Raw genomic sequence first — 21,537 nt, 5'->3', positions numbered from 1 at the left:
GGTTACGTGTCAGCGAGATGATGTTTTGGGGATGGAAATTCGCCCGGCAGGGAGCGCCGGGCGTGAAGGATTAACGCAGGATTTTCTTCTCGGCCAGATCGAGGGCGAAGTAGCTGAAGATCAGATCGGCACCGGCGCGCTTGATGGCGCCAAGGCTTTCCAGCACCACTTTCTCTTCGTCGATGGCACCCGCCTGGGCGGCAAATTTGATCATCGCGTATTCGCCGCTCACCTGGTAGGCGCCAATCGGCAGCTCGGTGCGTTCACGGATATCGCGCAGAATGTCGAGATAGGCCCCTGCCGGTTTCACCATCAGGCAGTCTGCGCCCTGGGCTTCGTCCAGTAGTGATTCACGAATCGCTTCGCGGCGGTTCAGCGGGTTCATCTGATAGGTCTTACGGTCGCCTTTCAGCGCCGTGCCAGCGGCTTCGCGGAAAGGGCCGTAGAACGATGAGGCGAACTTGGTAGAGTAGGACATGATAGCGGTATCGGTGAAGCCTGCCGCATCCAGCGCCTGGCGAATCGCCTGCACCTGGCCATCCATCGCCGCCGACGGCGCAATGAAGTCTGCACCTGCTGCCGCCGCAACAACAGCCTGTTTGCCGAGGTTCGCCAGCGTTAAGTCGTTGTCCACGCCGTGGTCGCACAGCACGCCGCAGTGACCGTGCGATGTGTATTCGCAGAAGCAGGTGTCGGACATGACGATCATCTCCGGCACGGCCTGCTTGCAGATGCGGGACATGCGCGCCACCAGACCGTCTTCCTTCCAGGCATCGCTGCCGGTGGCGTCGGTGTGGTGCGAGATACCGAAGGTCATCACCGAGCGAATACCGGCGTTGGCGATGCGTTCAATTTCACGGGCGAGATGTTTTTCCGGGATGCGCATGACGCCAGGCATGGCCTCAATGGCCTTGTAATCGTCAATCTCTTCTTCAACGAAGATCGGCAGCACCAGATCGTTCAGGGTCAGGGATGTTTCTTCAAACATAGCGCGCAGCGCAGCTGATTTGCGCAGGCGGCGAGGGCGTGTGATCAAATCTGTCATGATAGGCCTGAAGGTAATGGGACAATTGAGTGAGTTTACCCGATTGACCGGGCGTTTGTTTCACTATCGTGGTGGTTATGGCGCAGAGGAGAAGAGATAAGGGTAAACGGATCTCGGTGACCGTTTACCCTTTAAGAACTCAGGATCAGGAGGCTGGCACAACCTGTGGCGTGTTGCCGCTCAGCTCGGAGACCAGATCGTTAATGCCATCGCTCATATTCACAAAGCGGGTCAGCGGAGAGCGGGTAACGACCACGAACGCACCGATATTATGCTGCGGGATCATCGCCATATAGGTGATAAAACCGCCGCCGCCGCCCGTTTTCTGAATGATGCCCGGACGGCCATTTTTCGGCGCCATATAGACCCATCCCATTCCGAGCGCATCGGCTTTACCGGGCACGTCCATCCCGATAACGCGGGTGAGCTGGCTGCGCTGATAGATAAGCGTCTGCATCCGATCCGCCTGCGGATTGCGGGTATAGAAATCAGAAGAGAGGAACTGCTGCATCCAGCGCATCATATCGCCCGGCGTGGAGTAGACGCCGCCGCTGCCAATGGCCGCCAGCGTGTTATCGCAGGGGCTTGCTCCTTTTTCAGCGACCATCAGACGCTGACACTGATCCGGTGACGGCGTAAACGTGGTGTCCTTCATGCCCAGCGGACGGGTGATTTGTTCCTCAAACAGCTGCGGATACGGCTTGCCCGCCGCGGTGCTCAGCGCATCTGCCAGCAGATCAAACGCGAGGTTGGAATAGGCGGCCTGGGTGCCCGGTGCTTTCGTCAGTTTTGCCGTGGTCAGCCAGTTCCAGCGCTGATTGTGCGTGGGCCAGGTGAAGACCACGCGGTGGGCTGCGCCGCCGGGCTGTTCGCGCGGCAGGCTGCTGGTGTGGGTTGCCAGATTCACCAGCGTGATAGGTGTGCCCTGATAAGTCGGCACGCTTGCGCCAGGCGGGGCGTATTTACTCAGCGGATCGTTAAGCTTGACCACGCCCTGATCCAGCAGCTTCACCAGCATTTCACTGGTCATCAGCTTACTTAACGATGCGATGCGGATAACGGAATCCAGTTGAGGATGCACGTTGCTGCCGGGACGCGTCTCGCCAAAGCTGCGGAAAACTCGCTGATTGCCGTCAATTACCACCAGCGCCATGCCCGTTGCACCGCTGCCGTAATAGATGTGGTTGGCGTAACGATCGACGATGTCAGAAGCAAAAACCGGATCCGGAGAGGTTTGTGCGGCCTGGGCCGCAGGCAGCGAAGCAGCACACAGCGCCGCGAGGAAAAGCAGACTACGTTTCAAGGAAAGCATCCATGAATTGAAATGAAAAGATAATGCGTATTTATACTATTAAACGGCCGCTTGCAAAGCGCCTTTCTGCGGGATTGCGGCAGGAAAAACGTAACGACGGGTAAATATGAATATTTTTCCAGCGAGTGTTTGCGTGCTTCTGTGAACTCGCGCGTATGATACCCTCAATCTTCACAGACAGTTACGGAGCAAAAGATGTCAGATAAGCGCGTTGTCATGGTCGTGGATATGCAAAACGGCGTTTTCGCTACGCCTCGCCGTCAACAGCAGGCGTGCGTGGCAAAAGTGAATCAGCTTATTCAGGCGGCTGACCGCGTTATTTTTATTCAGCACCAGGAAGAGGGCGGTCTTGAAGCAGACAGCGACGGATTTGCGCTATTGCCGGACCTGCTGAGGCCGGACAACGCCCTTTACGTGACGAAAACGGCCTGCGATGCGTTTTATCAGACGACGCTCGAACAGGTCCTGGCCGCCCATGAGATTACCGGGTTTGTGATGTGCGGTTGTGCAACAGATTATTGCGTCGATACCACGCTGAAGGTCGGGGCCAGCAAAGGCTACCGGATTACCGTCGCGGAAGATGCGCACACCACGGCAAACCGGCCAGCCGCCGAGGCCGAAACGCTCATTGCTCATTACAATGACGTCTGGCGTACGTTGACCGTTCCCGGCAATCCCGTCAGCGTGAAACTCGTGGAAACAATTGTGAAGCAATGGCAGGCGAACTAAGCCTGTACTGTCTGGTCAGATTCAACGGTTTGAATGCGTTTCACTTTTGCCGTGGTGGCTGCCGCGGCGATTTTGGTGGTACACAGCAGCAGTGAAAAACGATAAGAATTCAGCAGGAGAGTAGGTATGTTTAAGTCTTTTTTCCCCAAACCGGGGCCGTTCTTTTTGTCGGCTGCCATTTGGGCGCTTATTGCGGTGATTTTCTGGCAGGTGGATGGCGGTAAGTGGCTGCTGAACCTGGCGGGTGCAAAGGGCGATGTGCCGATTGGCGCCTCCCGATTTGTGTCGATGGATTACCTTGTCTTTTATGCTTACTACCTGTTTGTGGTGGGCGCCTTCGCACTGTTCTGGTTCCTGTACAGCCCGCACCGCTGGCAGATCTGGTCGGTCTGGGGGACTGCCCTCATCATTTTTGTCACCTGGTTCCAGGTTGAAGTCGGCGTGGCGATTAACGCCTGGTATGCGCCTTTTTACAACATGATCCAGGAAGCGATGGCCACCCCGCATAAGATCAAAATTGAACAGTTTTATCAGGAACTGAATGTCTTCTTATGTATCGCCCTGATCGCCGTGGTGATTGGCGTATTGAGTAACTTCTTTATCAGCCATTACGTGTTCCGCTGGCGTACCGCAATGAACGATCACTATATGGCGCACTGGTCACGTCTGCGCCACATCGAAGGTGCCGCTCAGCGTGTGCAGGAAGACACCATGCGTTTTTCCTCGACTCTTGAGGACGTTGGTGTGGGCTTCATCAACGCCATCATGACGCTGATTGCTTTCTTACCGGTGCTGGTTGCGCTATCGCCAAACGTGAAGGATTTGCCGATTGTCGGCTCCGTGCCTTACGGTCTCGTCTGGGCGGCTATCATCTGGTCAGTGATGGGGACCGGACTTCTGGCTGTGGTCGGTATCAAACTGCCTGGCCTGAATTTCAAAAACCAGCGCGTGGAAGCCGCCTACCGTAAAGAGCTTGTGTATGGCGAGGATCATGCGGATCGCGCCACGCCGCCAACGGTTAAAGAGCTGTTTACCGCCGTGCGTAAGAACTATTTCCGCCTCTATTTCCACTACACCTATTTCAATATTGCGCGCATTTTGTACCTGCAGGCGGACAACGTTTTCGGTCTGTTCCTGATGTTCCCGTCCATCGTTGCGGGCACAATTACCCTCGGCCTGATGTCGCAAATTAACAACGCTTTCAGTCAGGTGCGCGGTTCGTTCCAGTATCTGATTAGCTCCTGGACCACGCTGGTGGAACTGATGTCCATCTACAAGCGTCTGCGCAGCTTCGAGCGTGAACTTGATAATAATCCCGAGCAGGAAGTGACAAGCTCATTCAGCTAATACAAGGATGCCCGATGGCGACAGCCACATCACGTAAGGGTTCGATTTCACTGACGCTGCTCGCTGGCGTCATTCTGGCAGGCTGTACCAGCCAGAAGCCGGTGATGAAAGCGGGGGAAAAGCCGGTGGATGTCGCCACGGTGGTCAGGCAGAAAATGCCCGCCGGCGTAAAAGACAGAGAAGAGTGGGCGCAAAGCATCGCGAAGGCGTTCGAAAGCCAGAAGCTCGCGCCTACCGAAGAGAACGTCTGCTCGGTGCTGGCCGTCGCGCAGCAGGAGTCGAACTATCAGTCCGATCCTGCGGTGCCGGGCCTGAGCAAAATAGCCTGGCAGGAGATAGACCGCCGGGCCCAGAAGGTGCATGTTCCATTATTTGTGGTGCACACCGCCCTGAAGATCTCGTCGCCGAACGGCAAATCCTACAGTGAGCGCCTGGATACGGTGAAAACCGAAAAGCAGCTCAGCGCTATTTTTGACGATTTCATCGGCATGGTGCCCATGGGGCAGACGCTGTTTGGTTCGCTCAATCCGGTGCATACCGGCGGCCCGATGCAGGTCAGCATTGCGTTCGCCGAGGCGCATCAAAAAGGCTATCCGTGGAAAATGGAAGGCACCGTGCGTCAGGAAGTGTTCTCTCTGCGCGGCGGGCTGTGGTTCGGGACGTATCACCTGCTTAACTATCCGGCGAGCTACAGCGCGCCGCTGTATCGTTTTGCTGATTTTAATGCCGGCTGGTACGCGAGCCGCAATGCTGCTTTCCAGAATGCGGTCAGCCGGGCAAGCGGGGTGAAGCTGGCGCTGGACGGCGATCTGATTCGTTATGACAGCGATGAGGCGGGTAAAACCGAGCTGGCGGTGCAGAAACTGGCCTCGCAGCTTGGCCTGAGCAACCGCGAAATTCATCAGCAGCTGCAAAAGGGCGACAGCCAGGATTTTGAAGAGACGGCGCTCTATAAGGGCGTTTATCGACTGGCGGAAGCGAAAACCGGGAAGGCGTTAGCGCGAGAAATGCTGCCGGGGATCCAGCTTGAGAGCCCGAAAATCACTCGTAACCTCACCACGGCGTGGTTTGCGAAACGGGTCGACGATCGTCGGGCCAGCTGTATGGCGTCAGGTCAGAAGTAGCGACGCCAGCGCAGGAAGAGTGCAATTACGCCGAGTACGGCGCAGCCTGCCAGAAAAGGTATCAGTCCAAACAGCGTGCCGACGGCGAAACCGATTTCAATCCGCGGGCGGCCGCTGTCCTGAACCTGCATCAAATGTTCGTACACGCCTGGGGCGTGAACCAGCAGATTGAGCACCTGCGCACCCGCCCAGAAGCAGAGCAGCACAAAAAGCGCATACGCGACGTTACCCGGCGCGGAGGATCTCCTTTTTCTCCCGGCCATAATCGACCTGGATAAGGTGAATTCAGTCATAACAACCTCCTGATACAACTTGCGCGCTGACTGCGTCAGGCATTTTGTTTTAGTGCTGGCCTCAGCCAGGCTCTGTTGCAGTGAGTCTGACAGCAGATAGCGATTGTCAATATCAGATTCGTGGTAATTTACGCCAGGTAATATTCCTAAAGGGGAATTTTTTAGCCGCGATCACAAAGTGGCCCGCAACGGAACCTGATGATGTTAAATATTTGCTAAGTGCCGCGCAGACTGCGGCCCGGGAATGTGCGACGATAGCGTTTTCTCATACGGAGTGGTTATGAAACTGCCTGATAAAATTCGCCGCGACTGGCATTACTATGCCTTTGCCATCGGCCTGATTTTTATCCTGAACGGCGTCGTCGGGCTGTTGGGATTTGAAGCGAAGGGCTGGCAAACATATGCCGTTGGGCTGGTGACATGGGTGATTAGCTTCTGGCTGGCAGGGTTTGTCATTCGCCGTCGCCCGGTGAAAGAGAAGCCAAACCCGGAAGTGTAAACCGGGCAGCGAGGGAGCCACCCGGCCTTATCATATCAGGTGTTCATGGTGGTTTTCAGCGCCACGTTGGCCTGATGGCGTTCGAGCGCCAGCTCAATCAGGCGGGTGATGAGGCTGGTGTAATCCAGACCGCTCGCCTGCCACAGTTTTGGATACATGCTGATGTTGGTGAAGCCAGGCAGCGTGTTGATTTCGTTAATAATGACTTCATTATCTGCCGTCAGGAACACGTCCACGCGGGCCATGCCGCTGCAGCCGAGTGCCTGATACGCGTCAACGGCGGTCTGGCGGATTTTGTCGTTCACCGCTGCATCGATGGCTGCAGGCACCACCACTTTCGCGCCGTTATCATCAATGTATTTAGTGTCGTAGGCGTAAAACTCACTGTTCAGGACGATTTCACCGCAGGTGCTTGCTTGCGGATAGTCGTTGCCGAGGACGGCGCATTCGATTTCGCGGCCGTTGATGCCAGTCTCCACTACCACTTTATGGTCAAACTCAAAGGCCAATGCCACCGCCTGCAGATACTGCTCTTCGGTTTTCACTTTGCTGACGCCCACGGAGGAGCCCTGGTTCGCCGGTTTGACGAACAGCGGCAGACCGAGTTTTTCTTTCACATCGACGAAGCTGAATGTGTCGCGGTTGGCGCGCGTCAGCGTCACGAAAGGTGCTATTGCCAGGCCTGCATCGCGCAGAAGACGCTTGGTGACGTCTTTATCCATACAGGCGGCGGAGCTCAGGACATCAGAGCCGACAAACGGCAGGTTCGCCATGCGCAGCATGCCCTGTAAGGAACCGTCTTCCCCCAGCGTGCCGTGCACGATTGGGAAGATAACGTCGATGGCCGGAAGCGGCTGGCCGTTTTCCGCGTTGATGAGCTGCTCAGCTGCTTTGCCGGGGATCTGGGCAAGCGTGACATCGGACGGTCGCAGTGCAATACGGGCAGGATCCTGCGCGTTCAGCAAATAGCTGTTGGCATCATTGATGTGCCACTGCCCCTGTTTATCAATGCCCAGCAGCACCACGTCAAATCGCGACTTGTCCATCGCTTCTACAATGTTCTTCGCCGACTGCAAAGAGACTTCATGCTCCGCTGATTTACCGCCAAAGACGACCCCAACCCGCAACTTAGCCATTTCCACACTCATCTACAAAAACAGAAAGCCGATACCATAGCACGTCGACCCGGTCGCTTCTGCCATAATCTTAGTTTTCTCAGCGGGAGTGAAAATGGGCGTGAAGGGCATCATTGCTTTGCTGGCGATAGGAGTGGCGGGGTACCTGACCTGGCGCTTTCTGCCACCTTACTACAATCCGTTTGCACCGTTTTCACTGGACGATCCGCCGGGGCGCATTGCTCAATTCAAGTTACGCCGTTTGCCGGAGGCAAGCTGCCAGATGCTCTTGCAGCAGGCTGACGCGCGCGGCTGGATCAGCAGTAAAACGTTGCCCGATAGCGACGGACCTTGTCCATTACACCAGCCTGTGCGGGTGATGAACTTCGGAGACGTCCGGCTCAGCAGCAGCTTTCTGGCAAGCTGCCCGTTGGCGCTCAGCAGCGCACTTTTTGTGCAGCAGCAGATTAAGCCATTGGCGCAACGGATGCAGGGATCGGCGCTGCGCCAGATTGACCATCTTGGCAGCTATGCCTGCCGGAATATCTATCACCGGGAAAACGCCCGGCTTAGCGAACATGCGAGCGCCGATGCGCTGGATGTCAGCGGTTTCCGGCTCGCCGATGGGCGGCGAATCACCGTCTTAAAGGGCTGGCATCAGCCGGCACAGGTACCTTTCCTGCAGGCGGTACTCTCAGCGAGCTGCCGCTATTATGGAAATAGCCTGGGTCCAGAGTACAACGCCGCGCATGCGAACCACTTTCACCTGGGAATGCGCGGTTACGGACTTTGCCGGTAAGTATATCGCTCTGTGAAAGGAACGCTTTTTCGTGAGATTAATCACATAAACAAGCGATAAGGAAATAAAACACCAAACTCCCGTTCAGCGCATCTCGCGCCATACAAGCAGACTTTTGGCTTGCTATGCTGGGCATTACGTACCAAAAACGAATGAAAACCCGTAGTTATGGAATCCTGGAAGGTTAACCTTATTTCCGTCTGGTTTGGCTGTTTCTTCACTGGCCTTGCCATTAGTCAAATCCTGCCTTTTTTGCCGCTGTATGTTTCCCAGTTGGGGGTCACGTCCCACGAGGCGCTGTCGATGTGGTCGGGGCTGACTTTCAGCGTCACGTTTCTGGTGTCGGCGATTGTCTCGCCGATGTGGGGCAGCCTTGCGGACCGTAAAGGGCGCAAGCTCATGCTGCTGCGCGCCTCTCTGGGGATGGCGATTGCCATTCTGCTCCAGGCCTTTGCCACTAACGTCTGGCAGCTGTTCATCCTGCGTGCCGTCATGGGGCTGACCTCTGGCTATATCCCGAATGCGATGGCGCTGGTGGCCTCGCAGGTGCCGCGTGAGCGCAGCGGCTGGGCGTTAAGCACCTTATCAACCGCACAGATCAGCGGCGTGATTGGCGGGCCGCTGCTGGGCGGATTTTTAGCCGATCATGTCGGCCTGCGTGCGGTATTTTTTATCACCGCGATCCTGCTGACGGTAAGCTTCCTGGTAACGCTGTTCCTGATTAAAGAAGGCGCTCGCCCTCAGGTCAGCAAAGCCGACCGCCTGAGTGGGAAAGCTGTTTTTGCTTCGCTCACTTATCCCGGGCTTGTTATCAGTCTGTTTTTCACCACGCTGGTTATTCAGCTTTGCAATGGCTCCATCGGCCCGATTCTGGCGCTGTTTATTAAATCCATGTCGCCGGACAGCACCAATATTGCGTTTCTGGCGGGGATGATCGCTGCCGTGCCGGGGATTTCTGCGCTTATCTCCGCGCCGCGTCTGGGGAAACTGGGCGACAGAATTGGCGCTCACCGCATCCTGCTGGCGACGCTGTTTTGCGCGGTGGTGATGTTCTTTGCCATGTCTTTTGTGACCACGCCTTTTCAGCTTGGCGTATTGCGTTTTCTGCTCGGCTTCGCCGATGGTGCGATGCTCCCTGCGGTGCAAACGCTGCTGCTGAAATATTCGAGCGATCAGGTCACCGGGCGCATCTTCGGCTATAACCAGTCGTTTATGTATCTGGGGAACGTTGTCGGGCCGCTGATTGGCGCGTCTGTTTCCGCGATGGCTGGTTTTCGCTGGGTATTTGTCGCAACGGCGATTGTGGTGCTCATCAATCTTTTGCAGCTTGCCTTTATGTTACGCCGCCGCCAGAGCCTTTCAGCGAAATAAGAGATAACGGGGCGGAGGCATTATTATTCCGCTCCCCCTCAATTCTGGTGGGGGTTATTTGTGCGAGAGAAACGTTTCGCCATCGACTGAATTTGCATAATGGCGAAAATATCAAATAATTCTTATACCGACTATGCATTATGGATCATCGGTGCTACCGTCTCAGGCATTCTCATAAGGAAGTCTCGCCATGAAAAATCTGATTGCAGAGTTGTTGGTTAAGCTTGCACAAAAGGAAGAAGAATCAAAAGAGTTAGTGGTACAGGTTGAAGCGCTGGAGATTGTGGTGACCGCGCTGTTACGCCATATGCGGCAGCCGGAACAACAGGCTTTGATCACGGATATTGAAGCGGCATTAGAACAAGCCAAACCCGAACTTCAGGTTCCCGAGCACGACACCGAATTACTGCATCAGTATATAAAAAAGCTGTTACGGCATCCGCGTAATTAAAGAGGATGCCGTATTGTTAAGCCGCAATTCACTCCAGTATGATTGCCGCTTAACAATTAATCCTGACAGTGCTGACGGCTTTTATTGCTATTTTTTTTCATCCCTCGTGATTTTTTTCTCTGAAGCAGCCAAAATTACGGTGCTACTTCACAAAAGGATGGTGCAATGAAAATAACATTACTGGTGTCTTTGCTGTGTGGCATGGCGTTTATGACCACTGCGCATGCAGCAGAAAAAACGATGACGCCGCAACAGCAGCGTATGACCACCTGTAACCAACAGGCAACGTCAAAAACGCTGAAAGGCGACGCGCGTAAAACCTATATGAGCGACTGCCTGAAAAACGGTAGCTCAAAACCGGAAGAAAAAAGTCTGACCCCGCAGCAGCAGAAAATGCGTGAATGTAACGCCACCGCGACGCAACAGTCGCTCAAAGGTGACGATCGCAAAAAATTCATGAGCGCCTGTCTGAAGAAAACAGGTTAAAGGCGGGAAAAGGGCGGGTGAGCCGCAGTCAGACTCACCCGTTTATCGTTATGATTTACTCAGCTTCTCTGATTTTTCCATACAGCTGACCATCGCCTCGATCACCGCCGAACGGAAGCCTTTCTCCTCCAGCACGCGCACCGCTTCAATGGTGGTGCCGCCTGGAGAACAAACCATGTCTTTCAGCTCGCCAGGGTGCATACCGGTTTCCAGCACCATTTTGGCTGAACCCATCACCGCCTGAGCGGCGAATTTGTACGCCTGTGCGCGCGGCATACCGCCAAGCACGGCCGCATCGGCCATCGCTTCAATAAACATAAACACGTAGGCTGGCGCAGAGCCGCTAACGCCGACGACCGGGTGGATCATCGGCTCGGCAATCACTTCGGCTTCGCCAAAGCAGCGGAAAATGGTCACCACATCGGCGATGTCTTCGCTGGTCACCAGCGCGTTTGGCGTAATGGAGGTCATCCCGGCGTTGACCAGCGAAGGGGTGTTTGGCATAGCACGAACAATTTTACGATCGTGACCCAGCGCGCGGGCGAGCTGATCGAGCGTGACGCCTGCGGCAATAGACACCACCAGCGTCTCCTTATTGAAGCTGGAGGCGACGTCGCTCAGTACCTTGGTCATGATGCCAGGCTTCACGGCGCCGAAGACGATATCGGCGACCTGAGCCACTTCCTGCGCGCTTTGCGCGGCGTTGATACCATATTGATCGTGCAGGGCGGCGACTTTTTCCGGCGACGGCGTGTAGACCCAAATCTGTGTGGGCTGCACCTGGCCGCTTGCGATAAGGCCACCGAGGATAGCTTTCCCCATATTGCCGCAGCCGATGAAACCGATCTTCTTCTCCATTCTGTCTCTCCCTCAGCGTTTTTCCGATAATGGTTATTAGCTTATCATCTTGTGGCTTTGCGGGAAGAGTAAAGCAGGCGACAATGCCGCGGTTAACGGATTCAGGAGTCGATATGGCAATTTGGGTGGACGCGGATGCGTGTCCGAATGTGATTAAAGAGATCCTGTTTCGCGCGGCGGACAGAACGCAAACGCAGGTCACGCTGGTGGCGAATCAGAATATCCGTGTGCCGCCGTCGCGGTTTATCCGCTCGCTGCGAGTGCCTTCTGGCTTTGACGTAGCGGATAACGAAATTGTGCGCCAGTGTCAGCCGGGCGATCTGGTGATCACCGCGGATATTCCACTGGCGGCAGAAGTGCTGGCGAAAGGCGGTGCGGCGCTGAACCCGCGCGGCGAGCGCTACAGCGAAGCCACCATCCGTGAACGCCTGACGATGCGGGACTTTATGGATACGCTGCGGGCGAGCGGCATCCAGACCGGCGGTCCGGACAGCCTCTCACAGCGCGATCGCCAGCAGTTTGCCGCTGAGCTCGATAAATGGCTGCTGGCGGTGAAGCGCGGGCAGGCTTAGACCCAGCTGTCGTCGTCGCTGCCGAAATCGTCGTTATCGAAGTCGTCGGTGCTGAAGCCGGTATTGTTCCAGTCATCATTGCCGCTAGCGGCGAAATCGGTGCCGTCATCCGGCAGGAACTGCGCGTCGCTGGCCTGCGTCAGGTCATCGGCGGCCGGAGCCGGCGTTTCCTCGATGATGTTGACGATTTCCTGGGGATGCGAGCCCGAAAACATGTTCATCAACATGTTGCCGAGCACCGCGCCGCCCGCGACGCCTGCGGCTGTCTGCAATGCTCCGGCCATAAAACCGCCGCCGCTGCGCCCTGGTGCGTAATTCTGAGCCTGAGGAGCGGTATAACCGGTCTGCGGCGGTGCCGTTGGGCGACCATAGTTTTGCGCGCCGGGAATAGGGTCTGCCCCGCGCGACTGAGGCTGACTGCCGCCAAACAGCCCAGCGAGAAAGCCACCGCTGCTCTGTTTTGTAGCCTGAAGCTGTGCCAGATCGCTTTCCAGCGCCTGAATTCGCTCGTTCAGCTGTTTGATTGCCGCTTCCTGAATCAGCAGGGTTTGCGCCATGAGTAGGGCGCGGCAGGCTGTGCCTGAACATGTTGCGCAATGATGCGCTCGGCGTTAGCATCGCGCGGTGCGCTTTGGGTTTCGGCCTGCTGCAGGCGAGAGAAAAGCCCGTCGATCAGCCGTTGTTCTTCGGATTGCATGAGTGACTCCTCAATAGCACGGACACGATAGCGCTTAGTTTGTCTGAAACCTTCGTGCTGTAAAGGCGAGTAACGTAAAGCTGTGCGGAAATGTGTTACCTTTTGCAGCCGGGCGGGCTTGTCAACAGACGGCCGTTTCATGTAAGGTTGCCGCAACACTTAATGACACTATTTCTTTACACTCGCACATTCTCTTCCGACCAATAACCACAACGAAAAGAGAGAGTAGATGTTGCGTGTGTAACTCTATTTTTACACTTACTTGCGTACTAGTTTGATGATATTATCGTCGCTCATGAGCACGGCTCGTAATACCGCCGTACCAGGGGGAACTCAGTGATAACACAGCCCATTTTTCTTATCGGCGCCCGCGGCTGCGGTAAAACCACGGTCGGGCAAAAGCTTGCTCAGGCCTGCCAGTTTACTTTCATCGATACCGACCAGATCCTGCAACAGCGCGCGCAGCGAAGCATTGCGGATATTGTGGCTGATGAAGGCTGGCCTGCGTTTCGCGCACTTGAAACCCGGACATTACAGTCGCTGGCGGCATCGCACGCGGTCGTTGCGACCGGTGGCGGCATTATTCTGGCGCCGGTGAACCGGGAGTTTCTGCGTGATAATGGGATCGTGATTTACCTGAAAGCGCCCGTATCGGTGCTTGCAGGGCGCCTCGAGCTCTCCCCGGAGGATTCACAGCGCCCGACGCTGACCGGTAAGCCCATCGTTGAAGAAGTGCGTGAAATTCTCGCCCAACGTGATGCGCTATACGGTGAAACCGCGCACTACGTGGTTGATGCTGCCGGTGAGCCTGTTGAAGTCGTTGCGCAGATTTTGGCGGTCCTCGCCGCAGATCGCGCACCGGTCCAGCCATTAAAGTCAGCAACTGCTGGCTAACGCCTATACTTAAAGCTCTGAACCTAAAGAGGAAGAGCTATGCCGTCCAATCCCCCGTATCCACGTAAAGCCCGTATTGTCACCGTCGAGAAAGGTGAGCCGGGTCAGTCGGTGACCTGGTATGAGCTGCGGGCCGATCACCCTAAACCCGACTCATTGATTAGCGAACATTCAACTCAGGCGGAAGCGCTCGATGCCAAACGGCGTTACGAAGATCCAGGCAAGTCATAATTTGCACAAAAGCGTTGCGCAACGCCCGCCCAATGCGGGCGTAAATCACACTATTTAGCTAAACATTGATGTTAATAAAAAGTTAATATACAGATAATGCTGGCGTAAACTGGATCTAACTGGAAACTTTACAAACAGTTCTGGAATGAAGCTGCTACGCTTCTGAACGGTTGTTTTTTAGCCATCCAGGGGGCTGTCAGCAGCAGTAAGCCTGTATCGAAGCTGTGGTGTTGTAATAAAAGGGTCATAACATGAGTGCGACTTTGGCCATTCTTACCATCGGTGTGGTTCCGTTGCGTGAGGTGTTGCCGCTACTAACGGAGCACATCAGGGAAGATCAAATAACCCATGTCAGTCTGCTGGGTAAAATGACGCGTGAAGCGGTCATGGAAGAGTACGCCGCAAGCCCCGGCGAAGAGGTGCTGATTACTCTTCTCAATGATAATCAGCTGGCTGAAGTGTCTCGCGCGAAGGTTGAACGCGATCTGCAGTCGGTGGTGGAGGTTCTGGATAATCAGGATTATGACGTTATCCTGCTGATGAGCACCGCGCCGATCGGCGGTCTCGTTGCCCGCAATGCCATTCTTATCGAACCCCAGCGTATTATTCCGCCTTTGGTTGGCTCCATTGTCGACGGTCATCAGGTCGGCGTCATCGTGCCCATTCCTGAGCTGATGAACACCCAGCGCAGCAAATGGCAGGCGTTACAGAATGCGCCACATTACGCGCTCGCCAACCCTGTTCATGGCACAAGCGACGAGCTTATCGCCGCCGGACAGCAGCTGATTGGCCTTGGCGCGGATGTGCTGGTGCTCGACTGCCTCGGCTTCCATCAACGGCACCGCGACCTGCTGCAGAAAGCGCTTGATGTGCCGGTTTTGCTGTCGAATGTGCTGGTGGCAAGGCTTGCGGCGGAACTGCTGGTCTGAACTGATTTTTTTGCGTGACAGCCTGCTGTCACGCCCCCTATATTGGATTGGTACACAACAACGACACCAATAAGGGCCAGTTATGCTCCAAAGCAATGAATACTTTGACGGGAAAGTGAAGTCCATCGGGTTTACCAGCAGCAGTACTGGTCGTGCCAGCGTTGGCGTGATGCTGGAAGGGGAATATACGTTTGGTACGGCGCAGCCTGAAGAAATGACCGTCGTGAGCGGAGCGCTGCACGTGCTGCTGCCGGGTGAAACAGAGTGGAAAACCTATGCCGCCGGCCAGGTGTTTAACGTGCCGGGCCACAGCGAGTTCCATCTTCAGGTCGCTGAACCGACCTCTTATCTTTGCCGCTACCTGTAATCTCTTTATTGAAGTAATGCGCCTTCCTGTCTGCACAGGAAGGCATTCGCTTAACGCTGGGCTTCGCCGCCCAGACCTTCCACCAGTTGCGCAACCAGCGCCGCCAGCTCTCCGGTCATCAGAATAAAGTCGGCGTCAAAGCGCTGATCGTAGTTTTCCCGCTCAATATCCTGGTTTTGATCGCGCAGTTCATCGCAGAACTTCAGACGCTTGATGGAGGCGTCGTCGCAAATCATAAACTGGATGCGCTGCTGCCAGTCGAGTGCGAGTTTGGTCACCACTTTTCCGGCTTCGATATGCACCGCGATCTCATCGCTGACCAGATCCTGCTTCTTCGCACGGATCACGCCGCCGTCTTCGAGGATCGCTTTTAGCTCTGCTTCATCGAGCAGCTGGAAGCCCTGCGCCACGTTGCCGGAGCGTACCCACTCGGTGAGCGTCAGCTCAATCGGATTTTCCAGCGCCAGCGGCACTACCGGCAGTGAGCCGAGGGTTTTACGCAGCAGGGCGAGGGTATCTTCGCCTTTTTTCGCGCTGGCGCAGTCGACCATGATCAGGCCGTTGACGGTATCGATCCACAGCATCGTCTGGCTGAAGCGGCTGAAGGCGCGAGGCAACAGCGAGTGCAGTACTTCGTCCTTCAAGGAGTCTTTTTCAGTTTTCTTGAGCTTGCGGCCCTGATCGGCCTCGAGCTTGAGGATTTTCGCTTCCAGCGCCTGCTTCACAACCGGAGCGGGCAGGATTTTTTGTTCATTGCGGGCGCAGATCAGGATCTGACCATTGGCTTCGTGGGTGAAAGCATCACTGTGTGAACCCATCGGCGGAACCCAGCCGGTTTTGGCCATGTCCTGGCTGCCGCAGGGCGTGAATGCCAGCGCGGCCAGCTGTTTTTCCATCTCATCGGCACGCAGAGAAATGTCGCGGCTAAGACGGTAAACCATTAAATTTTTGAACCACAGCATGATAATTTCCACGGGGTTAACGTTAAATTCAGCGGGCATGATAGCGAATTGTCACTATGCTTGCATTGTTAATCAGGCACCGGGGAGGCATCTGTGCGTATAGGAATAGATTTGGGTGGAACGAAGACTGAAGTCATTGCGCTCAGCGATCGGGGGGAGCAACTGTTCCGTCATCGCCAGCCTACGCCGCGTGACGACTATCGGCAGACGATTGAAACTATTGCCACGCTGGTCGCAATGGCCGAAAAAGAAACCGGGCAAACCGGGACGGTGGGGATGGGCATTCCGGGTTCGATTTCGCCGTATACCGGCGTGGTCAAAAACGCCAACTCGACCTGGCTTAACGGCCAGCTTTTCGACAAGGATCTGAGTCAGCGTCTGAATCGTGAAGTGCGGCTGGCCAACGACGCTAACTGTCTGGCGGTTTCGGAAGCTATCGACGGCGCGGCTGCCGGGGCTCAAACCGTGTTTGCGGTGATTATCGGTACAGGCTGCGGCGCTGGCGTGGCGCTGGGTGGCAGGGCGCATATTGGCGGCAATGGTACGGCGGGTGAATGGGGCCATAATCCGCTGCCGTGGATGGATGAGGACGAGCTGCGCTACCGCGCTGAAGTGCCATGCTACTGCGGCAAGCAGGGCTGCATCGAAACGTTTATCTCCGGCACCGGGTTTGCTACTGATTACCATCGCTTAAGCGGCAGCCTGCTCAAAGGGAATGAGATCATGCGTCTTGTGGAAGAACAGGATGCCGTTGCAGAGCTGGCGCTCAGCCGCTACGAGCTGCGTCTGGCGAAATCGCTGGCGCACGTGGTTAATATTCTGGATCCGGACGTCATTGTACTGGGCGGCGGCATGAGCAATGTGGAGCGACTGTACAAAACAGTGCCGGATTTAGTGAAGCACTTCGTTTTTGGCGGCGAATGTGAAACCCCGATTCGCAAGGCATTGCACGGCGACTCAAGCGGCGTGCGCGGTGCGGCGTGGCTGTGGCCTTTGTAATTTCGTTATGTGCCCGGTGGCGGCTGCGCCTTACCGGGCCTACTTTTCGTTGCGTAGGCCTGCGCAAGCGTAGCGCCGCCAGGCATTGTCACGATATCATTCCACTGCAAACACCTTATCCAGCCTGCTATAGCCCAGCCCATTAATTTTCTTCACTTTAATCTGCACCGGGATCCGCTCCTTCATCGCCTCGACGTGGCTTATCACACCGATCACTTTCCCGCTGGCGTTCAGGGCGTCGAGCGCATCCAGCGCGGTATCCAGCGTTTCACTGTCGAGCGTGCCAAAGCCTTCGTCAAGGAACAGCGAATCAATGCGAGTCTTGTGGCTGACCAGATCCGAGAGCGCCAGCGCCAGCGCGAGGCTCACGAGGAAACTTTCCCCACCGGAAAGCGTGCGGGTATCACGTACGGCATCGGCCTGCCAGGTGTCCATCACTTCCAGCTCAAGCGCTTCGCTGGCCTTGCGTTTGAGCAGATATCGCCCGTGCAGGCGGCTGAGCTGCTCGTTCGCCAGCCACACCAGATTATCCAGCGTCAGGCCCTGAGCGAATTTGCGGAACTTATCGCCTTCCTTCGAGCCGATAAGCTGGTTCAGCCAGCCCCAGTCTTCGAGGGTTTGCGCGGCGGCATCGATGCGTGTCATCAACGCCTGTTGCTGCTGGCGGTTATCGGCGTCCTGCTTTAGCTGCTGATGAATCTGGCCCTGCGCGGCGCTGTTGTCCCGCAGCTGCTGCGCCAGCTGAGCTAACGCGGCCTGCACCTGCTCGCGGGTGTGCGCTGGCGGTAAATCTTCCGGGCGCTGCTGCTGGTGCGCCGCCAGCGTGGTTTGCGCCTGAGCGGCCAGCGCTTGCTGCTGCGTGAGCTGGCTTTCAAGCTGCTGCTTTAGCTGCTCCAGGCGTTGTTGCGTCTCGTCGTCGAGCAGGGCGGCAAGGAAGGCCGGCTGGTCTGCAAACGGGCTGGCAGCCAGCGCATCGTCGAAGGCTTTCTGTGCGAGCAGAAGCCGTTCACGCGCCTGCGTTTCCTGCTGCTGTAGCGTCTGCCGCTGGCTTTCCAGCGAAACGCAGTCGTGGTGAACCTGCTGCCAGCCGTCAAGCGTAGCTGTGCCCGATGTTTCTTGCCCGGAAACAGGCGGCAGGGTGTCCAGCAAAGGCTGAAGAAGGGACAGTTCATGTGCGACGGTTTGCTGGCGCTCGCTCTGCTTTTGCCACTGCTGGCTTTCCGTTTCGCGTGAGGCCAGCCATGCGGCTCCTTCGCCTTGTGAGGGTAACGTCAGGCTAAATGCGGCGAGGGCTTCGCTCAGCTCCGCGAGTCGCGCTTTCGCTTCCTGTTCACGAGCCCGGCGCTCGGCGTTCAGCGCCTGAATTTGCCGCTCCAGCGCCAGCCGCTGCCCGTGCTGATACAACTGCTGCCCGAGATTCTCCTGTTCGTTAAGCCAGCCGCTGACATCCTCGTCCGGCGTTAAGGTGATTTGCAGCCCGTCAACGGTGGCTTTCCACCGTGAGGTGAGCGCTTGCTCCTGTTCGGCGATCGACTGTAGCTCGCTTTGTTCGGCCTGTTGCTGCTTCTGTTGTGCATCAAGCTCACCCTTGAGGCTGGCGCCGAGTTCACGAATCTGGTTGACCTCTTTTTCCAGCGCGTCGCGGCGGGCTTCGTTCACGCCTGGCCTGAGCGCCTGATATTCCGCCACCGCCGGATGCTCCACCGATCCGCAAAGCGGGCAAGGGGCACCGGGTTGCAGACGGGCGCGTTCGGCAGTGAGGTCGGCAATGATTTTTTCCTGCTCGCACAACGTTCTGACGTCATTGAACTGCTGGAGCTTCTCTTTGTATTGCTGGCGACGCGCGGCGAGCTCCGCTTCGCCTTTTTCCAGCGCCTGCTGGCGCTGGGCCAACAGAGGGAGTAGCTGCTGGCGCCGCTTGCTGAGCGGCTGAAACTGCCCTTGCAGCGTGTTCAGCTGCTGACGAAGGGGCCTCAGGCGCTGATGCTGTTCGAGCGCAGCGGCCACGGCGGCCTCATCCAGCGTCAATGTGGACGGCGGCAGGGCATCACGCTGACGGGCGAGCTCGTTCTCACGCTGAGTCAGCTCTTGCAGATGTATGGCATCGCGCTCCTGTTGGCTAAAGGCCGCGCGCCAGCCAGTCAGTTCGCTCGACCAGTGGCGGAAGCGCGCGTTTTCGGTAAGCCACGCTGAGAGTACCTTTTGCTGGCCGGTGAGCTCCTCGTGCTGGCGTTCGGCGCTCAGGCGTAACCGCCCGCGCTGTGTGAGCTGAGCCTGTAAGCGAGTATTCACTTCTTCAATTTTTTGCTGCGTTTGCGTCAGCGACGCCTGATCGTCCTGAAAGCGCAGCCACAGCGGGCGCAGCCTGTCGGCGGGCTGTGCCAGGGCGAGGGCTTCCAGCCGCGGCCGGGCGGCGTTTAATGCATCCTGTGCCGCGGCGAGCGCTGTCTGTGAGCGAAGCTGTGCGTCCTGCATTTCCGCTTCGCGCGTTAGCCACTGCTGCCAGAGCTGGACGCGCTGCTGCTCCGCCTGGTGCTGTTTCTCCTCGTCAGTAAGCGCCTGCAAACGTTGCTGCAGCGCCTGCTGCTGCTCTTCCGTCAGTAAAATCATACCGGAAGCCTGCGCCTGGCATTTTTCCAGTTCGGTTTTGGCTTCTTTATGTTTCTCAAATACTCTCGCCGAAATCTGGCCATAAATTTCGGTGCCGGTCAGCTCTTCCAGCAGCTCAGCACGCTCTTTCGGCTTGGCATTGAGGAAAGCGGCAAACTGGCCCTGGGAGAGCATCATGGAGCGGGTGAAGCGGCCATAGTCGAGACCGGTGAGTGAGGCGGTCAACTCCAGCTTATCTTTGACTTTTTCTGCCAGAATTTTGCCGTCTTCACAGCGGGCCAGCTCCACGCGCGGGGCCTGGAGATTGCCGTCTGGCTGATTTCTGGCGCGGTTCTGGCTCCAGAAGGCGCGATAGGCCACGCCTTTCACTTCAAACTCCACTTCCGCGAGGCACTCGGCGGTATCGCGGGTCATCAGGTCGTTTTGCGACTGCGACAGCGTACTGAGGCGCGGCGTTTCGTGGTACAGCGCAAGGCAAATGGCATCCAGCAGCGTGGTTTTGCCCGCGCCCGTTGGCCCGGTAATCGCGAACAGGCCGTTGCTGGCAAACGGTTCAGCGGTGAAATCAATCTTCCATTCGCCCTTCAGCGAATTGAGGTTTTTCAGCCGCAGGCTCAGGATTTTCATGGCTGTTCCTCCCCGGAAAGCTCGCTCAGGGTTTCGGCGAAAAGCTGGTGCAGGCGTTGCTCCTGCGGGGCTTCCAGCGCTTCCAGCGCCAGACGTCGCTCAAAAACGTCTTCGACTTTCAGTTCGCTCAGCGTTTCGCGATGCTCGTTTGCCAGGATGCGCTCGCGCTGTTCGCGGCTGCGGCGAACCAGCAATACCTCGACGGGTAAATCATCCGTCAGTGCCTGAATTTTGCGCTGAATATCGTGCAGATATTCGTCGCTGGTGATTTCGATATCGAGCCACACCGGTGAGGCGGGATCGGCGTCGCGCCACTGTTCCAGCTGCTGGCTGATGCTGGCGAAATCGCCTTTCAGCACGGCCAGCTTTTGCGTAACGGGCACCTCGAGCGGCTCCACGCTTTCCAGCCTGCCTTCGCTGAAATGCACCAGGTTGACGGTTTTGGCTTTTCCGGTTTCATCAAAGCTCAGAGAAATCGGCGAGCCGCAGTAGCGAATGTGCTCCGTGCCGCCAATTTTTTGCGCACGGTGAATGTGGCCCAGCGCGATGTAGTCGACGGGTGGGAAGTTCTGCGCCGGGAAGGCGTCAAGCGTGCCGATATAGATGTCACGCACAGCGTCACTTTTGCTGGCACCGACGGTGGTCAGATGGCCGCTGGCGATGATTGGCAAAGGGCGCTCGCCCCGCAGTTCGCATGCCTGCTGATACTGCTGCTGATAGTAGTCCGTGATCGCCTGTAATAAATGCTGCTGCTTTTCCCCCGCCGACGCACCCGCCTGGCTGACGATAACATCGCGCGGGCGCAGGAACGGAACCGGGCAGAGAATGGCACCAGGTTCGCCGTCGCGGCGTTTCAGTTCGCAGGGCGGTGTGCCGCTGCCCGCCACCACGAGGGTGTTGAGAAACGCCAGAATATCGCGGGACTCGTTGAGCGTGGCGACGGAGTCGTGGTTGCCCGCCAGCACCACCAGCTGGCAGCCGGTCTGCTGGAGCTTCACCACAAAGCGGTTGTAAAGTTCGCGCGCGTAGCTCGGCGGCGAACCGGTGTCGAAGATGTCGCCCGCCACGATAATGGCATCTGCCTCTTGCGCCTCTGCGGTGTTCAGCAGCCAGTCGAGAAACGCCTCGTGTTCGGCGGCGCGGCTTTTACTGTAAAAGTTCTGGCCAAGGTGCCAGTCAGAGGTATGGAGGATGCGCATTAAGGTGGCCTGTGGCAAAAA

Annotated in this window: 22 protein-coding genes and 1 pseudogene; 14 read left to right on the top strand and 9 right to left on the bottom strand. The window is 56.7% G+C overall.

Annotated elements, in window-relative coordinates:
* Positions 1 to 70: 70 nt before the first annotated feature.
* Both hemB and ampH read right to left on the bottom strand, forming a co-directional pair.
* Positions 71 to 1,045, bottom strand: a complete 975-nt coding sequence (hemB, locus tag RTU33_RS01715) for a porphobilinogen synthase (RefSeq protein ID WP_312624847.1) — start codon at positions 1,043 to 1,045, stop codon at positions 71 to 73.
* A gap of 145 nt (positions 1,046 to 1,190) precedes the next feature.
* Positions 1,191 to 2,348 (bottom strand): D-alanyl-D-alanine-carboxypeptidase/endopeptidase AmpH, encoded by a 1,158-nt coding sequence (gene ampH, locus RTU33_RS01710; RefSeq protein WP_312624845.1) that lies wholly within the window; start codon positions 2,346 to 2,348, stop codon positions 1,191 to 1,193.
* Between the two features lie 204 nt (positions 2,349 to 2,552).
* On the opposite strand from ampH, the gene RTU33_RS01705 reads away from it, so the two are divergent.
* The 3 genes from RTU33_RS01705 (at position 2,553) to RTU33_RS01695 (ending at position 5,557) form a co-directional block, all read left to right on the top strand.
* The gene (locus RTU33_RS01705; RefSeq protein ID WP_312624844.1) at positions 2,553 to 3,086 is read left to right on the top strand and encodes an isochorismatase family protein; all 534 of its coding nucleotides are present in this window, start codon (positions 2,553 to 2,555) and stop codon (positions 3,084 to 3,086) included.
* Positions 3,087 to 3,212: 126 nt separating this feature from the next.
* Positions 3,213 to 4,433: a peptide antibiotic transporter SbmA gene (gene sbmA, locus RTU33_RS01700; RefSeq protein ID WP_312624843.1), complete on the top strand. Its 1,221-nt coding sequence runs from the start codon at positions 3,213 to 3,215 to the stop codon at positions 4,431 to 4,433.
* Positions 4,434 to 4,447: 14 nt separating this feature from the next.
* On the top strand, positions 4,448 to 5,557 hold the full coding sequence (locus RTU33_RS01695) for a DUF1615 domain-containing protein (RefSeq protein ID WP_312624842.1): 1,110 nt from the start codon (positions 4,448 to 4,450) through the stop codon (positions 5,555 to 5,557).
* On the opposite strand, the gene RTU33_RS01690 is transcribed toward RTU33_RS01695, so the two are convergent.
* Positions 5,548 to 5,850, bottom strand: coding sequence for a DUF2755 family protein (locus tag RTU33_RS01690; RefSeq protein WP_312624841.1), 303 nt, complete (start codon positions 5,848 to 5,850; stop codon positions 5,548 to 5,550). The two genes, RTU33_RS01695 and RTU33_RS01690, sit on opposite strands and share 10 nt — an antisense overlap.
* Positions 5,851 to 6,130: 280 nt before the next feature.
* Between RTU33_RS01690 and RTU33_RS01685 the strand changes: the two genes are divergently transcribed.
* Complete coding sequence (locus tag RTU33_RS01685) at positions 6,131 to 6,349, top strand: DUF2754 domain-containing protein (RefSeq protein ID WP_312624840.1); 219 nt, start codon at positions 6,131 to 6,133, stop codon at positions 6,347 to 6,349.
* 35 nt (positions 6,350 to 6,384) lie between these two features.
* Here the strand turns inward: RTU33_RS01685 and ddlA are convergent, their stop codons facing one another.
* Positions 6,385 to 7,485 carry a D-alanine--D-alanine ligase gene (gene ddlA, locus RTU33_RS01680; RefSeq protein WP_312624839.1) on the bottom strand — a complete coding sequence of 367 codons (1,101 nt, stop codon included), beginning with the start codon at positions 7,483 to 7,485 and terminating at the stop codon, positions 6,385 to 6,387.
* A 94-nt stretch (positions 7,486 to 7,579) separates the two neighbouring features.
* On the opposite strand from ddlA, the gene RTU33_RS01675 reads away from it, so the two are divergent.
* The 4 genes from RTU33_RS01675 to psiF all read left to right on the top strand — a co-directional run bounded on the left by RTU33_RS01675 (position 7,580) and on the right by psiF (position 10,571).
* On the top strand, positions 7,580 to 8,263 hold the full coding sequence (locus RTU33_RS01675; protein ID WP_312624838.1) for an extensin family protein: 684 nt from the start codon (positions 7,580 to 7,582) through the stop codon (positions 8,261 to 8,263).
* Positions 8,264 to 8,431: 168 nt separating this feature from the next.
* Positions 8,432 to 9,634 carry a multidrug efflux MFS transporter gene (locus tag RTU33_RS01670; RefSeq protein WP_312624837.1) on the top strand — a complete coding sequence of 401 codons (1,203 nt, stop codon included), beginning with the start codon at positions 8,432 to 8,434 and terminating at the stop codon, positions 9,632 to 9,634.
* A gap of 190 nt (positions 9,635 to 9,824) precedes the next feature.
* Complete coding sequence (iraP, locus tag RTU33_RS01665; RefSeq protein WP_312624836.1) at positions 9,825 to 10,085, top strand: anti-adapter protein IraP; 261 nt, start codon at positions 9,825 to 9,827, stop codon at positions 10,083 to 10,085.
* Positions 10,086 to 10,250: 165 nt separating this feature from the next.
* Positions 10,251 to 10,571 (top strand): phosphate starvation-inducible protein PsiF, encoded by a 321-nt coding sequence (gene psiF / locus RTU33_RS01660; RefSeq protein WP_312624835.1) that lies wholly within the window; start codon positions 10,251 to 10,253, stop codon positions 10,569 to 10,571.
* Between the two features lie 48 nt (positions 10,572 to 10,619).
* Here the strand turns inward: psiF and proC are convergent, their stop codons facing one another.
* Positions 10,620 to 11,429 carry a pyrroline-5-carboxylate reductase gene (gene proC, locus RTU33_RS01655; RefSeq protein WP_312624834.1) on the bottom strand — a complete coding sequence of 270 codons (810 nt, stop codon included), beginning with the start codon at positions 11,427 to 11,429 and terminating at the stop codon, positions 10,620 to 10,622.
* Positions 11,430 to 11,542: 113 nt separating this feature from the next.
* Between proC and RTU33_RS01650 the strand changes: the two genes are divergently transcribed.
* The gene (locus tag RTU33_RS01650; RefSeq protein ID WP_312624833.1) at positions 11,543 to 12,001 is read left to right on the top strand and encodes a YaiI/YqxD family protein; all 459 of its coding nucleotides are present in this window, start codon (positions 11,543 to 11,545) and stop codon (positions 11,999 to 12,001) included.
* Here RTU33_RS01650 and RTU33_RS01645 read toward each other — a convergent pair.
* Positions 11,998 to 12,698 (bottom strand): annotated as a pseudogene (locus tag RTU33_RS01645) (DUF2076 domain-containing protein). The gene RTU33_RS01650 and the pseudogene RTU33_RS01645 overlap by 4 nt on opposite strands.
* A gap of 339 nt (positions 12,699 to 13,037) precedes the next feature.
* Between RTU33_RS01645 and aroL the strand changes: the two are divergent.
* The 4 genes from aroL to ppnP all read left to right on the top strand — a co-directional run bounded on the left by aroL (position 13,038) and on the right by ppnP (position 15,119).
* Complete coding sequence (gene aroL, locus RTU33_RS01640; protein ID WP_312624920.1) at positions 13,038 to 13,592, top strand: shikimate kinase AroL; 555 nt, start codon at positions 13,038 to 13,040, stop codon at positions 13,590 to 13,592.
* A gap of 39 nt (positions 13,593 to 13,631) precedes the next feature.
* Positions 13,632 to 13,823: a YaiA family protein gene (locus RTU33_RS01635; protein ID WP_312624832.1), complete on the top strand. Its 192-nt coding sequence runs from the start codon at positions 13,632 to 13,634 to the stop codon at positions 13,821 to 13,823.
* 251 nt (positions 13,824 to 14,074) lie between these two features.
* Positions 14,075 to 14,752 (top strand): AroM family protein, encoded by a 678-nt coding sequence (locus tag RTU33_RS01630; RefSeq protein WP_312624831.1) that lies wholly within the window; start codon positions 14,075 to 14,077, stop codon positions 14,750 to 14,752.
* Between the two features lie 82 nt (positions 14,753 to 14,834).
* Positions 14,835 to 15,119: a pyrimidine/purine nucleoside phosphorylase gene (gene ppnP / locus RTU33_RS01625; RefSeq protein WP_312624830.1), complete on the top strand. Its 285-nt coding sequence runs from the start codon at positions 14,835 to 14,837 to the stop codon at positions 15,117 to 15,119.
* 50 nt (positions 15,120 to 15,169) lie between these two features.
* Here ppnP and rdgC read toward each other — a convergent pair whose 3' ends face one another.
* Positions 15,170 to 16,081: a recombination-associated protein RdgC gene (gene rdgC, locus RTU33_RS01620; protein WP_312624829.1), complete on the bottom strand. Its 912-nt coding sequence runs from the start codon at positions 16,079 to 16,081 to the stop codon at positions 15,170 to 15,172.
* A 93-nt stretch (positions 16,082 to 16,174) separates the two neighbouring features.
* Here rdgC and mak point away from each other — a divergent pair, with 93 nt between their 5' ends.
* Positions 16,175 to 17,080, top strand: a complete 906-nt coding sequence (gene mak / locus RTU33_RS01615) for a fructokinase (RefSeq protein ID WP_312624828.1) — start codon at positions 16,175 to 16,177, stop codon at positions 17,078 to 17,080.
* Positions 17,081 to 17,176: 96 nt separating this feature from the next.
* Here the strand turns inward: mak and sbcC are convergent, their stop codons facing one another.
* Both sbcC and sbcD read right to left on the bottom strand, forming a co-directional pair.
* Positions 17,177 to 20,317 carry an exonuclease subunit SbcC gene (gene sbcC, locus RTU33_RS01610; RefSeq protein WP_312624827.1) on the bottom strand — a complete coding sequence of 1,047 codons (3,141 nt, stop codon included), beginning with the start codon at positions 20,315 to 20,317 and terminating at the stop codon, positions 17,177 to 17,179.
* Complete coding sequence (sbcD, locus tag RTU33_RS01605; RefSeq protein WP_312624826.1) at positions 20,314 to 21,516, bottom strand: exonuclease subunit SbcD; 1,203 nt, start codon at positions 21,514 to 21,516, stop codon at positions 20,314 to 20,316. Before sbcD ends, sbcC begins: the two co-directional genes overlap by 4 nt.
* Between the last annotated feature and the right edge of the window lie 21 nt (positions 21,517 to 21,537).

The organism is Scandinavium sp. (genome assembly GCF_032012665.1).
GTDB lineage: Bacteria > Pseudomonadota > Gammaproteobacteria > Enterobacterales > Enterobacteriaceae > Scandinavium.
The sequence above is the reverse complement of the archived record's forward strand: the minus strand, read 5'-3'. Positions and strand labels throughout refer to the sequence as shown.